Origin of the sequence: Chryseobacterium lactis (assembly GCF_003815875.1) — a bacterium.
Classification (GTDB): Bacteria; Bacteroidota; Bacteroidia; order Flavobacteriales; family Weeksellaceae; genus Chryseobacterium; species Chryseobacterium lactis.
Window position 1 is genome coordinate 5283180 of the sequence record NZ_CP033924.1, and the last position, 15408, is coordinate 5298587.

The following is a 15408-nucleotide window of genomic DNA, read 5'->3' on the forward strand; positions in this document are numbered from 1 at the left end:
ATTTACATATCTTTGTAATGTAAAATTAGAATACGCTCAACTAGCTAGGAGTATTATTCTAAAAATATAACTAATTAACAAAACTTATCAAAGATGAATACTGAAAATACCAAAGCGCAAATGCGAAAAGGAATTCTGGAATTCTGTATTTTAAGTCTCATCAATCATCGTGAAATGTATGTTTCCGACCTTATAGATGAACTAAAAAAAGGAAAACTGGATGTTGTGGAAGGTACCCTCTACCCTCTTCTCACTAGACTTAAAAACGGAGAATTTCTCTCCTACAGATGGGAAGAATCTACCGGAGGACCACCCAGAAAATATTATCAGATCACAGAGAAAGGAAAGCTTTTCCTGAATGAACTTTTAAATACGTGGAATGAGCTGACTGCTTCAGTAAACCAAATCACCCAACAAAATTAAAAACAAAGCTATGAACAAGACACTCTCAATAGGACTCGCAGGTTTTTCTTTTACAATAGAAGAACACGCATATATAAAGCTCAGCGATTACCTGAATGCTCTGAGAAGCTCACTGGATGCTTCGGAAGCAGATGAGGTAATGCATGACATAGAAATAAGAATGGTGGAGATTTTCAATGATTCTCTGGGAAAACGTGAAGTGATTAACGATACTGATGTAGAAAAAGTAATCGCACAAATCGGAAGCCCTGAAAAAATTGAAGAACAGGAAGAAGCTTATTTTTCTGAAAAAACGACAAACAAAAAAAGCAACCCAGGCACAGGTTACACAGATAAAAAACAATTATTCCGTGACCCTGAAAAACAAAAAATTGCAGGGGTTTGCGCAGGATTAGCTCAATATGTAGGAATGGATATTACTGCAATGAGAGCCATCTGGTTAGGAATTTTCATTCTTGGAATCTTCACCGCAGCCATCTCTTCTTCATTGATCGGACTTCTGTATGTTGTTCTTTGGATTGTACTTCCTAAGGCTGAAACAGCAGCAGATTTCCTGAAAATGCAGGGAAAGCCTATGAACTTCGACAATCTTAAAAATGAATCGAACAAACTGGTTCAGTTTGCTAACGAATCTACACAGAGAGTCGGAGAAATATACAACGAAAACAAACCTTATATCAATAACGCAAGCAGCGGTGTATGGAATGTATTCAAGTATATTGTAGGTGGAATCCTCGTACTAATGGCTGTTGGAAGCATCATTGGAGTATTTGTGGTTTTTGGTCTTTTCGGAATGGATACTGACTTCCCGGGAGCGAATGAAATCAGATTCTATATGGATGATCAGGGGCTTGATAAAGTATTAGCTGCTATGATGGTGATCGGAAGCTTAATTCCTGCCATTATCTTCAGCTTACTAAGCATCAAAATATTCTCACCAAAAACCAAATTGAGAAATATCGGATGGGTAATCGGTGGTTTATTTCTTCTGCTTATCGGGTTGGGAACTTATTTCGGAATCAGCATGGCGAAGAAAAACCTGATCTACAGAGGAAGTAAGGAAGATATAGAAAATGTTGCTATCAATACTACATCTGACACGGTGTATGTAGATGTAAAACAAATTAATATCCCTCAGAATTTCAAAGCGTATAACGATGACATTTATTCTGATAAAAAATCCGTTTACGAAGAAGATTATATTTCGGTAGATGTAACGAGAAAATCAGATATCAAAACGCCTTACCTGATCATTAAAAAAGAAGGAAACGGCTATAACTATCCGGTTCAGGTGACCGTTCCTGTAGAAGTTGTCAACAACAAAGTAATGCTTCCTAACTTTATTAAATATCCTTATGATCACAGATTCAGAGATTACAGAGTTGATTACGAACTTGTAGTTCCTCAAAAAACAGTGGTAATCTCTATGAAAAAAAGCGGTATCAACTTCGATGGTGATTTAGACGGTGATGGCATCAATGATAATGATCAGGACAGAGACGAAAACCACAACGGAATCAGAATCGAAAAAAATAAGATTACAGTAAACGGTTCAAGCATTGAATACAATTCTGACGATAAGGACAGTATTATTATTAATGGTAAAAAAGTTCCTAATAATCAGGCAAAGAAAGTAATTGATTCTGTAGCATCTGACATCAAAAAAATCAATAAAGATGTAGACATTAAAATCAAAGACGGAAAAAACGAAATTTCCATACAAACTAAATAATTAACTTCAGAGAGTGGTGGAAGGTGTGAATGGATAGCCAACCGTTTGAAATTCACACTCTTCTTCTCTCATAAAAGTGAAAAAAAATCATAGTATTTAGTTCGGTATGTAAAAAAAAAGTTTTAATTTCGTACTGTTAAAAATTTAATAACCAAATCAACCAAAAAACACTATTGTTATGATACAATTTGCACTAGAATTCGTAATGAAAATCGTAGATTTAATTAACGGTTTATTTTAAGAGCGATAATATTTTCAATATATTTGTAAAGTATAACCAATATTTGGTTATACTTTTTTGTTTTTAATCCAAGAATCTATGAAAAAGCTGATAGGCAAACTGATGTTAAAATTAATGGGATGGAAAGTCGTTCTACAGGGCGATGTGAACAATCTCAACAGGTGTATCCTTGTGGTGGCACCACACACCCACAATATGGAATACATTTTAGGAAATTTTGCCTATTGGTCATTAAGAAAACCATTAAAGATCATTATTAAAGATGCACATACCAAAGCCTGGTATGGAGGTGTTGTAAAAGGTCTTGGAGGTATCGGAATCGACAGGACTCAGAAAAATGATCTCGTTAATTTCGTAGCGAGACAATTTGCCAAAGAAGATTTCAGCCTTGTTATCACTCCTGAAGGGACAAGAAGCTGGGTTCCAAAATGGAGAAAAGGATTTTACCATATGGCTCTGGCGGCAAAAGTACCCATTGTACTGGCGGCCGGTGATTTCAAAAGAAATACGGTTTACTTGGGGTATACCATTCCTTATGAAAGAATAGCTTCAGTTCCATTTTCTGAAATTATGCAGGAAATACAGGATTATTATGTAAAAAATGATATTGTTCCTAAAGTTCCCGCCAACTGGAATCCTGATATCATGGGTGCCGGAGAATAATTCAGAATTCAGCACAACTACCTGCCTGCTTACTATTTATCAATCATCATTTATCAATTAATAAAATGAAAGATCAGACCAAAGAAGAACTCCTTATCTTTTTAAACAACTGGGGAGAAGGTGTAACATTAGCAAAAACACTTGAAATACAATTCATTGATATAGACGTAGAAAACGAAACCCTTACTGCTACCATGCCGGTACAGCCAAAGGTTCATCAGCCTTTCGGAATTCTGCACGGAGGAGCCAGTTGTGTACTCGCTGAGACACTAGGTTCGAGCCTGTCTAATATTTTTATCGATGGAAATAAGTATTACGGAGTCGGAACAAACATCAACTCCAATCACCTGAAAAGTAAAAAAGACGGGATCGTAACGGCAACAGCTCGTTTTATCAGAAAAGGAAAGACCATGCACGTTTCCGAAATTGAAATCCGTGACGAAAAAGGAACACTCATCAATCATACAACGATGACCAATAATATTATTCTTAGATAATTAAGTTTACCAGGAATATGAAAGAGCTGCTTCAATGTTGAAGCAGCTCTTTTTTCGTTCTGATGTCCGGTATTCTTCAAAATCATTATTTTTCTAAGCCGACACGAAATTCACTAACTAGAGAATATCAGACAACAAAAGAATATTTTCGGATAATAAAAACCTTTATAAAGCACACTATCATTGTAAAAGAAAAAAGAGGTGATTTTAAATCCAGAAATAGTTAAAACAATGAAAAAAATTCAAACTTACCGTAAAGAGACATTCATTTATTTTCTTATAGCATTTATTTTATGTACCAATAGTCATGCACAGACAACTGCCTATGACACAACAAAAGTTACTCAGAACCCTCCGGAGGAAAAAGCAACCAACCTTGCCAAGCAGCTAGCCAACCCTATTTCAAGCTTAATAAGCGTACCGATGCAGTTTAATGCAAGATGGAAAGGAGGAATCGATAATAAAGGTTTTTCAACCGCTACTAATTTCCAACCGGTAATTCCTTTTTCCATATCCAAAGACTGGAATTTAATCATGCGTGTTATTGTTCCCGTAATTTCCACCTCAAAATATACACCGGATACCAAATTCGGCTTAGGAGATATTGTTCATAGTTTTTTCCTTTCCCCTAAAAAAGCAGCACATGGGATCGTTTGGGGAGCTGGTCCTGTTATTTTGTGGCCTTCAGCTACGGATCGTAGTTTAGGGCAAGGAAAACTGGGAGTGGGACCTACCGCAGTAGGACTTACACAGCAAGGAAAACTTACCGCAGGTCTTTTGGCCAATCATGTTTGGTCTGTAGTGGGACCGGGAACAAGAGAGAATACAAGTGCAACCTTTTTACAACCCTTCTTCGTTTACGGACAATCGACAGCTGTCATTCTGAGCAGCGAATCTACCTATAACTGGAAGAGAAGCCAATGGACAGTTCCCATTTATTTGGCAGGTCGAAAAATGCTAAAAATAGGTTCCACACACTTTAGTGCCGATTTAGGTGGTGGTTATTATGTGGAACGTCCTGACTATGCACCGAAATGGGCATTAAGAACAACAATGACCTTGCTATTACCGAAGAAGAAATAATTCAGCATCTACTCAAAAAGAAGAATATTCCGTTAAAAAACAGGGGCTTTTATTTTGACATTTTTGAGACTAGTAATACCTTTGCAGAAAGGAAAATCAACCAGGAAATTTCTTATATTATTTTCGGTCAATGATTTTCAAAATGTAGCCCAATGATTTATTTCAAACTTCCTTTCGACGAAAGATTGCATTCTGTAGATGAAAAAAATAATAAAAATCCCGTTAATTTTTATTCCTACGATGGTATTCACCAGGTCAGTTTTCATGGAAATATAATCGAAGTTAATCCTGCTGAACCGGATCATCTGTCTATCACTAGTGAATCCCTGGCAAATGATACAACGCATTTCGCCTCAGAGACTCAGGAAGAATATTCTAAGAGTTTACAACAGGTTATTGAAGTCATCAAGGAAAATAACCTTCCTAAATTGGTCTATTCGAGAAGAAAGATCTTTACCGACTTTACAAGTATTGATTTTAAAGAAAGTTTCAAAAATCTATGCCTGTCTTATCCTAATGCCTTCAGATATATTTTCAATGATGGTCAGAATGCATGGATGGGAGCTTTTTCTGAGGTACTAGGGAAATTCAACAAAATCACGCACGAATTTGAAACGATGGCTCTGGCAGGAACTCTTCCTGTATCAGAAGAATGGTCAGAAAAAGAAATTGAAGAGCAAAAACCTGTGACAACCTATATTCAAGAGATTCTCCGAAATTATTCAAACCAGATTCAGCAATCGGAAACCTATGATCATATTTCGGGAAACATCAAGCACTTACGCACCGATTTTAAAACTCATATCAGACCAGAAGATCTTGACCCCCTTATTCAGGATTTGCACCCTACTCCGGCGGTTTGTGGCATTCCAAAAGATTTCTGTAATGAGAATATCCGGAAGTATGAAAAATTTCCCCGTGAATTCTATGCCGGCTATATAAAAGTGGAAACAGAAGACAGCATCCTTTATTTCGTAAACCTTCGATGTGCGAGACTATACAGGGATCGTGTACATGTTTTCGTGGGAGGTGGAATCACCGCACAGAGTAATCCGGAAAAAGAATGGGTAGAAACAGAATTAAAGTCAGAAGCTATCCTGAAAAATCTGGTTATATCAAATTGAATTTCACTTCCCGGTAAAAAGTTATTTTCCAGATAAACTTTTACTAAAAACAAGATTTTGTAATCATAAAATTGGAAATTTTTAATTTTTAAAAGTAAAAACAGTTACCAAACTTTTAATACTTTTACAGAACATCATTTCTAAAAACATCATTATGAAATCAAATCTTATCTTCAGCTTAGTACTGCTTGTCGGATTGGTGTCCTGTACATCAAAAAAAGCCCGCGATTTCAGAAAAGAGATCACCGATAAAGAACAGATTGTTTTTAAGGCATTGGTTGATACTACCGGATATGAAACAGAAAAATCACAAAATCTTATAAAACGTAATTTCGACGAAGCTCTTTCTTCAATCAATAAAGAAGAAAAGTTTTTTGATTCCGTTATCAAAGATCTATCGGCAATACCTACTGACAATATTAAAGATGCTGCACCGGTAAAAACAGCTGCCATTAATTATTATAAAGCGTTAAAGGATCTATTTATACTGGACCGTTTATCTATCGAACAGCAAAAAATAACATTCACAAATGATATTAAAAAGGTAGATAAGGCCAGTGATAGTATTCTGCAGATAACCCGGAAGAAACTTGAATTGCATACCGTAGCGAATGCCAGAAGCCAGGATTTGCAAAAAGCCCTGGAAATATTTGATAAGACAAATCATTTAAAATAGCACAACCTTTTAAAACAAAAAACCTCTTTCAAACGAAAGAGGTTTTATATGTATAATGAAATAATTGATTATTTCTTTGCTCCGATTCTGCTCCAGGTATCCATCACAAAAAGAAGGATAATACCGATAGCTGATGCTGCGGCTGAAAACACAAATCTTAGATTGTCTTCATCTGCTAAAATATCAGTTTGCCAGTTGATCGCATAAAGATTAATGGCCATGAAAACGATAAATACTACTAGAAATACTTTATAAAACTTCTGCATGATACTTAAAAATTAATATAATTCTGCACCAACTGAGCAAAATTTGCGGTGAATAATTTAATTGAAATCGCCAGAAGAATAATTCCGAAAACTTTCTGAAGAATCATCAGGGTAGCATCTCCAATTTTTCTTTCCAGCCATTTCGCTGATTTCAGCACCAAATATACGAAAATTGTATTAAGAATAATTCCACAAATAATATTAATATCATGAAATTCAGCTCTGAGGGATAAAGCTGTGGTTAAGGTTCCGGCACCTGCCACCAATGGAAATGCGATGGGAACGATGGATGCGGCTTTTGCTTCCGTTGTTTTGTTGATTTCGATTCCTAAAATCATTTCCAGCGCTATGACAAAAATCACAAAAGCTCCGGCAATGGCAAACGAATTGACATCAACCCCGATCAGTTTAAGAATTTTGTTTCCTACGAAAAGGAAAATAATCATAATAGCCCCGGCAGTGATCGCAGCTTTTCCAGCTTCAATCTGTCCGAACTTCTGCTGAAGACTTACTATAACGGGAACCGAACCGATAATATCGATTACGGCAAAAAGAACCATAAAGCTGGTAACGATCTCTTTAATAGAGAAACCCTCAAAAATTTCCATCTCTTTGTAATTAAAAATTTCGCAAAAATATGAAAATAAACTGATTATTTGCTAATTTGTGAATATAAATTAACAATTGTTTTCAAAAGTTCCTCAAGGGCCTCATTAGATTTCACAGGAGAATATTTCTCCATTTGAATTTTCTGCTGCAGGCTGCTATATTCTTCTGCGATCGAAGAACCTTTGTGCTTTTCAAGGAAAGTCTTAAACTCCCCGGGAGTACTTTGAAAATACTGATTTCTTACTTCCTGATCCAATTCTTCCAGTGTATCAAAGAACTTTTCATATTCTCCGTTATCCTTAAGGTTTTCAAGGTATCCAAAATAGTCATTAATATCTGTTTTCAGCAATTCTCTGATCTCCTTTTCCGTTTCAGCCACTGAGCCTAAAGGTTTTGGAGATGCAGTTTCCCTAACTAATGTACGTTTTTTTTGCCAAGTTTTAAATAACAGATACGCAATAAATAGCCCTAAAAGAATAGCGATATTAGTTAAGAGAATATTCCAATGGAACTTACTTTTCTCTTTTACTTTAAAAGATGTTGTTTTTAAAACCGGAGTATTTACCGTTTCAAGAAGATTATTGGTATACTCATTTACCTTTTCTACTGTTGAACGGGCCTCTAAAATCTGATCATGAGAAAAAGCGTTTACAGCTAATGTCTTTTGTCCAAGATCAATATATTCCTTATTCTCAGGATCAAAGAATGCAAATTGCTCCGTTTTGATCGAGATCGCTCCTGACTTATTCGGTATTACAACATAATTAGCAAGGATTTCACCTTTCATTCCGGTAGATCCGGGAGAAACCTTGGTGGTAATCTTCGGGGCAAAAATTTCATAATCCGGAGAAGCTGCTATTTTAGGAAGCTCCATATCCGGAAGATTTCCTTCTCCTGAAACTTTTACAACAACATTCAGAGGTTTCTTAGCCTCTGCTTTTTCTTTAGATGCATTGTAAACACTTACTTTGAAGTTTCCTACTGCATTTTTGAAGCAGTCGGGAGCACCTTCGGGGAGCTTTTTAACGTTAAGTTTTATCTTATTGGAAAGAATCTTATTTTTATTGGAGTAAGAGCTTAAAGAAGCGGAAACAGCCGGTACTTCTATATATCCTGCTTCATTTGGAAATACCAAAAACATGGCCAATACCTGAGAAGCCATATTTCCTGTTCCTGATGGGTCGATCTCAGATTTATTGAAGTTGATGGCATGTACGTTGATATTATCCTGCTCCGGAAGACGGATATTTTTAACTTTCCTAAGGTTATCCATATTCCTTGAATAGACCTTCAGGACAGCAATCGTAGGCTGGTCCTGATATACTTCCCTATCTTCGATTTCCATGTTCAGATATACCTCGCCTGAAGTATTAACGGCCAGAGGTTTCTTTTCAACAAATTCCTTGATTGTTACATCAAAAGGTTCCGTTTTGTAAATCTTGTTATTCACCGTAACCAGTACTGAACCGATTTTGATTTTCCCTTTTTTCTTAGGTTCAAGGGCAATTCTGGAGATCTTTTGGGTAATTAAAGTATTGGTAGCCGGATCAATGACTGTATTGGTGACAGATCCGCTGCCTATGATATTAAATTTTGAAAGGTCCGGAAGCTGAAAACGGGTCTGCTGTTCAAGATCACTTCCGTTCAATTCCAACAAAATGGTAAGGTTCACGACATCCTTATTTCCATATTCGGATTTATCTGCGTCCATAGAAAGATTTACCTGTCCGTAAGCAATTACGGATGCCAAAGTAAGCAATATGTAAATCAATTTGTGCTGCATCACCAATCTTTCTCGTTGCTTTCAGGCATCGAATAAGAATTCTTATTTAAAATTCTTCTGGCGGTTTCTTTTTCTTTTTCGTTTATTTTATCTAAGATAGCATTTTCAAGATTCTTTGGCATCCTGCCTTCATTATTCTGGTTCTGCTGAGGGTTATTTCCCTGATCGCTTTTACCTTCGTTCTGCTGGCCATTTCCCTGATCCTGCTTTTGGTCTTTATCACCTTTCTGATCATCACCTTTGTTCTGATCACTACCGCCACCTCCTTTTCCTGAGTTATTCTGCTGATTTTTCTGCTGTTGTTCTTTTTCTTTTAGTTTGGCAATTTCATAATTTTTTCTGGTTGCCTCGCTGTATGGGTTTTGCTTCAGAGCCTTTTTATAATAATCTGCCGCTTTTTCCGGCTGGTTCATCTGCATATAGGTATTTCCTAAATTATGAAGAGCTGCTGACTTATCTGGAAGCGTCTGGGAAAGCTGTTGTGCTTTTTCAAACTCGGCCTTTGCATCTTCATACTTTTTACTTTTATATAAAGCATTTCCCAAATTGTAATGAGCCGTAAAATCTTTGTCATTAGATTTTGCAGCTTCCATGTATTTTGAAGATGCTCCATCATAATCTTTACCGTCAAATTTCTGATTGCCTTCATGAACCAAAGTTCTATAGTTTTCCTGCCCAAACAAAACGCCTGAGAATGAGAAAATAGCAATAAACGATAAAAAAATGATTTTAGTATTCATCACTTGCAAAATTATTCCTTTATATGTTAAGAAACAGAGTTTTATTTGTTAAAATTGGGTTAAAGTATTTACTCAAAATACCGATTAACAATGAGGAAATTTACACATTAAAATCTTTCTTAGGATTAAAAATATAAATTATAAAGAAAAATAATATAGAAACTGCCAGAAAATACTGATAATAATGATTGGCATTCTGTGATTTCACGAGTGTTGCGGCACCCGAAGAATTCTTGTTTACTGCATCAATAATCCTGTCTGGAGCTTCATTGACGTTATTCCCATCGATATAAGTTCCGCCGGTAGATTCTGCCATTTTCTTTAACGCTTCCGTCTGTCTTTTTGAGATTACCGTACCTCCGTTCACATCGGTTTTGTAACCCATTAACTGGCCGAAAACATATTCCGGAACCGGAGCTCCTTCGTCTGAGCCAATCCCTACAGAAGTTACACTGATTCCCTCTTTATTGGCAAGGCGTATCGCAGCATTATCATTTCCTTCATTATCTTCACCATCACTCAATAGAATTACTTTTCGGGATCCTTTGCTTACGTTTTTAAATTTTTCAACAGCTGCCTGCATTCCTTTCAAAAAATCTGTTCCCTGGATCTGCATGGAGTTCGTTTCAATACCGCTGATATAAGTCTCTGCAGAGTTGTAATCTGTAGTTAAAGGCATAATCGACATTGCCTGTCCTGCAAAAATGACAATTCCAACTTTATCATTCTTCATTTTCTGCATGGTTCCCAACATCAGATTCTTCGCTTCGGTAAGACGGCTTGGATCGATATCCTCAGCATTCATCGAATTGGATACATCGAGCATAAAGATCACGTTATTCAATTTCTGATTGCTTTTCACTTCTTCTGAACCATTCAACAGGTCAATAATCGAAAATATCAGAAATAATGTTCCCAGAAGATATAACGCCGGGAAAAATCTTGTAAATCCGGAACTTTTTTCAAATAAATTATCGTGAAACTGGCTGGCTGCAAAAATTTCTCTTTTCTTCTTTCTCCATTTTAAAAAACGGATCAAAAAGGATGCTAACAGCGGCAAAAGCAACAGTAAAAGTAAATACCAATAATTTCCTAAAGACCAACTCATCAGCTTAAAATTTTATAAAACACCCACCTCATCATTGCATCTACAACCAACATCCCCAAAGCAATCCAAAGGAAAATTTTGAAATATTCTTCATAGTTGTATAATTTTGAGACTTTCACATCCGATTTCTCCAATTGGTTAATTTCATCATATATTTCTCCCAAACTGCTGTTTGAAGTAGCTCGGAAATATTTACCACCAGTCGTTTGTGCAATTTCTCTTAATGTATTCTCATCAATCGTAACCTCAGTTTCTGTGAACACAAGGTCTCCGAAAACATCCTGCGCCGTAGGCATCAGTGCGTATCCATTAGTTCCGATTCCGATTGCATATACCTTGATATTGTTATTTTTTGCCAGTTCAGCAGCGATCTGTGGCGGAATTGCATTTTGTATATTGCTCACTCCATCCGTCATTAAAATCACAACCTTACTTTTGGCCTTACTTTTAATTAAATGGTTTACGGCAACAGAAAGTCCTTCTCCAATCGCAGTTCCCGGTTCAAGACCTTCAGAATTCAGATTTTTAATCTCATCAATCACTACCTGATGGTCTGAAGTGACAGGCACTTTTGTAAAGGCTTCTGCAGCGTAGGCAACAACTCCTATTCTGTCATTCGGACGTTTCTGAACAAACTTTACTGCAATATCTTTTAAAGCGGTAATACGGTCCGGATTCAGATCTTTTGCCAGCATACTTAAAGAAACATCAATCGAAAGCATGATATCAACACCTTTCGTATCATCGCGATCTTGTGAAACTGTGAAAGTTCTGGGTCTTGCCATGGCAATAATCAAAGCAGAAAGAATGATATACTTTGATATTTTTAATACAAAAAGCACCCCCTGAATCCCACCGCTGTTGTCCATGTTTTTGATGGTGGGTACCTTTATTCCTTTCCTTTTCTTTTGTCCCACATCTTTGATCAAAAGTGGGATAAAAAGCAGAAAAAGCAATAAAAACCACGGACTGTAAAACTCAAAATTAAACATCCTTCCTCAAGTTTTCAAATTCTAAATCTTTCGATGACCGCTTCACAAATTCTCTGATATCAGCAAAGTCTTTTTCCATGGTAACCTGATCCGGAAAAGTTTTTGCAAACTTCACCAAGTCTCCTCTGAGAAATACATCTTCTATGATTTTTTCATTGTCCTGAGAAATGGTATTATTCATTTTCATAACATCAATAAGGTCATCAGTTAGCAGGACATCTGCTGGAAGCCGATATTGTTTTGTAATAAAATTTCTTGAAATATCAATCAATTCTACATAGAAGGAACGGAAATTACCTTCTTCAATATATTTTTTCTTTTTAAGAGAATCAAGTTCTTTTAAAGTCTGATTGGTAGCCACAACAGGTGAGCTTTTTGCTTTCCTGCCCCATTTTACAATCATAAAAATCGCGATAATAAGTGCAATAAGGGCTAATGCTGCCAGGATATAGAACTTGTACAGCTCCCAATAATCCTTAGCCTCCAGTTTGACCTCTTTATTTTTCATGATATCATTAATCTGATCTGCTTTTTGAGCGGTATTAATAACATCTATTTCGTAAGGAATGGTTTTAAGAATTTTATCACCTACTTTAAATTCAAGTTCGGGAATTGTAAACTTACCTTCTTCAAAAACGGCAAATTCTATTTTTCTTTCGTATAAATTGGCTCCTTGTCCGATACTGTCTTTCGTTTCTTCAAAGTGAAACGGAAGTAATTCATTTTTTGGTGCAGAAATTACCTGCTGATCATTAATATTGTCAATTTTTATGATCAGATGATTGATTTCCCCTAAAGCAATCGTTTTCTTTTCTACATTGGAGGATAATATCTGTGAAAAAGCATTTGCACAGATTAGAAAAGATAGTATTAAAAATATTTTTTTCAATGTCAATAATAAAGGCAGCAGCCTGGTATTTTTACGGATAAAGTTCCGTGTTATTTTTTCTGAAAATAGTTATACAATAATTTTGAATAATCCGAGCCGGTACTGATATTCATAAAACTGGCTGAACTACTGGCAAAATCTTCTTCCAAGGTTCTCAATTTTTGTTTTTGCGCTTCTGCAAAGGTATATCTCCATCTTGCACTGGAAGTATTTGCCCATATTTGTTTTCCTGTTTCCGCATCATACAAAAGAGTGTATCCTACGTCGGGAATCTCATTGTCTTTATCATCATAAATCCTCATCCCCAGCAGCTGATGTTTTTTGGAGGCTACTCTTAGCATTTTGGAATCATATTCATCTTCAAAGTCTGATAATAGGAAAACCAACGATTTTCTTTTAAAAATTCCCATCATATATTCCATTGCCTTATCTATTTTAGATTCTGCCGGAACATAATCTGCAGTCAGAATATTACTGATGATGGAAAGAATATGCTTTCTTCCTTTTTGGGGAGGAATTACTTTGTATACTTTGTCGGCAAAAAGGATCAAACCTACTTTATCATTATTGCCGGCAGCCGAAAATCCTAAACTGGCAGCAATTTCCGCTACATATTCTCTTTTCAGCTGAACTTGTGTTCCATAATCCATTGAGGCAGAAATATCCACCAAAAGCATCATGGTCAACTCTCTTTCCTCTTCCATTACTTTCACGAATGGTTCCCGGAAACGGGCGGTTTTATTCCAGTCGATTCTTCTGATTTCATCTCCAAACTGGTAGGGACGAACTTCGGAAAAAGTCATCCCCTGCCCTTTAAAGGCACTGTGATATTGTCCCATCAAAGCAGCCTCCGTCTTTTTTCTTGTACGGATTTCTATCTGCTTTACTTTTTTTACAATATCTTTTATCTGCATAGACAAGTTTAAAATTTAAAGTTTAATGTTGAATTGTGGGATCCTGGTTTCGAGTTAATCTTTTAACTCAATGGATACATTCAACCATTCATTATCAAACTTCGGACTGTATTTTTTATAGAAGTTGATGGCCGGTTCATTCCAGTTTAATACCTGAAATACCATTCCGCTATAATGATTTGATTTTCCATATTCCAGTGTGGCATCAAACAACAACTTACCGATCTGCTTTCCTCTTAATCTTTCTGTCACCACAAGATCCTCAAGATATAACCTTCTTCCCTTCCAGGTTGAATATCGGTCATAATAGAGAGAAATCCCTACAATTTCATTTTCAAATTCAGCAACAAATGCACCCCAAACCGGAGATTGACCGAAGCCGTCTTCTGTAAACTGGTCTAAAGTTAACGTTACTTCATGCAACGCTTTCTCATATTCTGCCAGTTCTTTAATTAACTCCAACATTGAAGCGCAGTCCTCACTAACGGCTTTCCTGATTATAACGTCACTCATTATGGTGCCTGGATTTTTGCTAAAATTCGGTTGATGATCTCTTCTGTTGAAATATCTTCCGCTTCGGCTTCAAAGGTCAAGCCCATTCTGTGTCTTAATACATCTTTAGCCAGTGCTTTCACATCTTCAGGAATCACAAAAGCTCTTCCTTTAAGGAATGCATAGGCTCTTGAAGCGATAGCAAGGTTAATAGATGCTCTCGGAGAAGCTCCAAAACTGATATAATTTTTAAGCTCAGAAAGTCCGTAATTTTCCGGATAACGTGTTGCAAATACCATATCCAGGATATATTTTTCAATTTTCTCATCCAGGTAAATCTGGTTGATTAATTCTTTAGCATCTACAATATCCTGAAGAGAAATTACCGGCTTCACTGTTGGCTGGTGCGAAGTGGAGACCATCCTCATTACCTGTCTTTCATCTTCGAAAGCAGGATAATCTATGGTACATTTCAGCATGAAACGGTCACTTTGTGCTTCCGGCAGCAAATAAGTTCCTTCCTGATCGATAGGGTTCTGCGTGGCCATCACCAAAAATGGTTTTGGTAGCTTCATGGTTTCATCACCAATGGTCACCTGTTTCTCCTGCATCACCTCCAGAAGAGCCGACTGTACTTTTGCCGGCGCACGGTTGATCTCATCGGCAAGGACAAAATTGGCAAATACGGGTCCCTTTTTTATTGAGAAATCATTGTCTTTGATATTATAGATCATTGTTCCCACCACATCTGCAGGCAGCAAATCCGGTGTAAACTGAATTCTTGAGAACTCACCATGAACAGCATCTGCCAAAGTTTTTATGGCTAAGGTTTTAGCAAGTCCCGGCACCCCTTCAAGAAGGACGTGACCATTGCCTAAAAGCCCTATCAAAAGACGGTCTACCATGTATTCCTGTCCAATAATAACTTTGTTGATTTCTTGTCTCAGAAGAGAAAATAAGTAGTTTTTTTCTTTTACTTTTTCCGTCAACTGGCGGATATCTTCTGCTTGATATATATCTGACATAGCTTGATTTAAAATAAGTGGTAAATTTCTGATAAATACTTGCATTAATCAACACAATCAATGCCATTTTTGAGTTAAAGTTTGTTAAAAATTCCGGTATCGGCAATAGATTCCGAAGCAAACAGCCTGATTTTCTTATACATAAAATCAA

General features: G+C 36.5%; 17 protein-coding genes. 7 read left to right on the top strand and 10 right to left on the bottom strand.

Annotated features, from left to right (window positions below):
* The first annotated feature begins 93 nt into the window (after positions 1-93).
* The 7 genes from EG342_RS23545 (at position 94) to EG342_RS23575 (ending at position 6439) form a co-directional block, all read left to right on the top strand.
* Positions 94-423, top strand: coding sequence for a PadR family transcriptional regulator (locus tag EG342_RS23545; RefSeq protein ID WP_103293095.1), 330 nt, complete (start codon positions 94-96; stop codon positions 421-423).
* Positions 424-433: 10 nt separating this feature from the next.
* Positions 434-2155 (top strand): PspC domain-containing protein, encoded by a 1722-nt coding sequence (locus EG342_RS23550; protein ID WP_103293096.1) that lies wholly within the window; start codon positions 434-436, stop codon positions 2153-2155.
* A gap of 319 nt (positions 2156-2474) precedes the next feature.
* Positions 2475-3059 carry a 1-acyl-sn-glycerol-3-phosphate acyltransferase gene (locus EG342_RS23555; protein WP_103293097.1) on the top strand — a complete coding sequence of 195 codons (585 nt, stop codon included), beginning with the start codon at positions 2475-2477 and terminating at the stop codon, positions 3057-3059.
* 65 nt (positions 3060-3124) lie between these two features.
* The gene (locus tag EG342_RS23560) at positions 3125-3556 is read left to right on the top strand and encodes a PaaI family thioesterase (protein ID WP_103293098.1); all 432 of its coding nucleotides are present in this window, start codon (positions 3125-3127) and stop codon (positions 3554-3556) included.
* A gap of 231 nt (positions 3557-3787) precedes the next feature.
* Positions 3788-4639: a hypothetical protein gene (locus EG342_RS23565; protein ID WP_103293099.1), complete on the top strand. Its 852-nt coding sequence runs from the start codon at positions 3788-3790 to the stop codon at positions 4637-4639.
* Positions 4640-4791: 152 nt separating this feature from the next.
* Positions 4792-5763: a chorismate-binding protein gene (locus tag EG342_RS23570; RefSeq protein WP_103293100.1), complete on the top strand. Its 972-nt coding sequence runs from the start codon at positions 4792-4794 to the stop codon at positions 5761-5763.
* A gap of 154 nt (positions 5764-5917) precedes the next feature.
* Positions 5918-6439, top strand: a complete 522-nt coding sequence (locus EG342_RS23575) for a hypothetical protein (protein WP_103293101.1) — start codon at positions 5918-5920, stop codon at positions 6437-6439.
* 68 nt (positions 6440-6507) lie between these two features.
* On the opposite strand, the gene EG342_RS23580 is transcribed toward EG342_RS23575, so the two are convergent.
* The 10 genes from EG342_RS23580 to EG342_RS23625 all read right to left on the bottom strand — a co-directional run bounded on the left by EG342_RS23580 (position 6508) and on the right by EG342_RS23625 (position 15257).
* A complete protein-coding gene (locus EG342_RS23580; RefSeq protein WP_103293102.1) occupies positions 6508-6705 on the bottom strand; it encodes a hypothetical protein in 198 nt (65 codons plus the stop codon).
* A 5-nt stretch (positions 6706-6710) separates the two neighbouring features.
* Positions 6711-7313, bottom strand: a complete 603-nt coding sequence (locus EG342_RS23585) for a MarC family protein (protein ID WP_103293103.1) — start codon at positions 7311-7313, stop codon at positions 6711-6713.
* A 44-nt stretch (positions 7314-7357) separates the two neighbouring features.
* Positions 7358-9097 (bottom strand): BatD family protein, encoded by a 1740-nt coding sequence (locus EG342_RS23590; protein ID WP_103293104.1) that lies wholly within the window; start codon positions 9095-9097, stop codon positions 7358-7360.
* A complete protein-coding gene (locus EG342_RS23595) occupies positions 9097-9837 on the bottom strand; it encodes a tetratricopeptide repeat protein (protein ID WP_103293105.1) in 741 nt (246 codons plus the stop codon). The genes EG342_RS23590 and EG342_RS23595 overlap by 1 nt, the downstream gene beginning before the upstream one ends.
* A gap of 100 nt (positions 9838-9937) precedes the next feature.
* Complete coding sequence (locus EG342_RS23600; protein WP_103293106.1) at positions 9938-10945, bottom strand: vWA domain-containing protein; 1008 nt, start codon at positions 10943-10945, stop codon at positions 9938-9940.
* Positions 10945-11937: a VWA domain-containing protein gene (locus tag EG342_RS23605; RefSeq protein WP_103293107.1), complete on the bottom strand. Its 993-nt coding sequence runs from the start codon at positions 11935-11937 to the stop codon at positions 10945-10947. The genes EG342_RS23600 and EG342_RS23605 overlap by 1 nt, the downstream gene beginning before the upstream one ends.
* Positions 11930-12826 (bottom strand): BatD family protein, encoded by an 897-nt coding sequence (locus EG342_RS23610; RefSeq protein WP_103293276.1) that lies wholly within the window; start codon positions 12824-12826, stop codon positions 11930-11932. The genes EG342_RS23605 and EG342_RS23610 overlap by 8 nt, the downstream gene beginning before the upstream one ends.
* Before the next feature lie 50 nt (positions 12827-12876).
* Entirely contained in the window at positions 12877-13740 is an 864-nt protein-coding gene (locus EG342_RS23615; RefSeq protein WP_103293108.1) for a DUF58 domain-containing protein, read from the bottom strand.
* Positions 13741-13794: 54 nt separating this feature from the next.
* Complete coding sequence (locus EG342_RS23620) at positions 13795-14253, bottom strand: GNAT family N-acetyltransferase (RefSeq protein ID WP_103293109.1); 459 nt, start codon at positions 14251-14253, stop codon at positions 13795-13797.
* Complete coding sequence (locus EG342_RS23625) at positions 14253-15257, bottom strand: AAA family ATPase (RefSeq protein WP_103293277.1); 1005 nt, start codon at positions 15255-15257, stop codon at positions 14253-14255. Before EG342_RS23625 ends, EG342_RS23620 begins: the two co-directional genes overlap by 1 nt.
* Positions 15258-15408 lie beyond the last annotated feature (151 nt).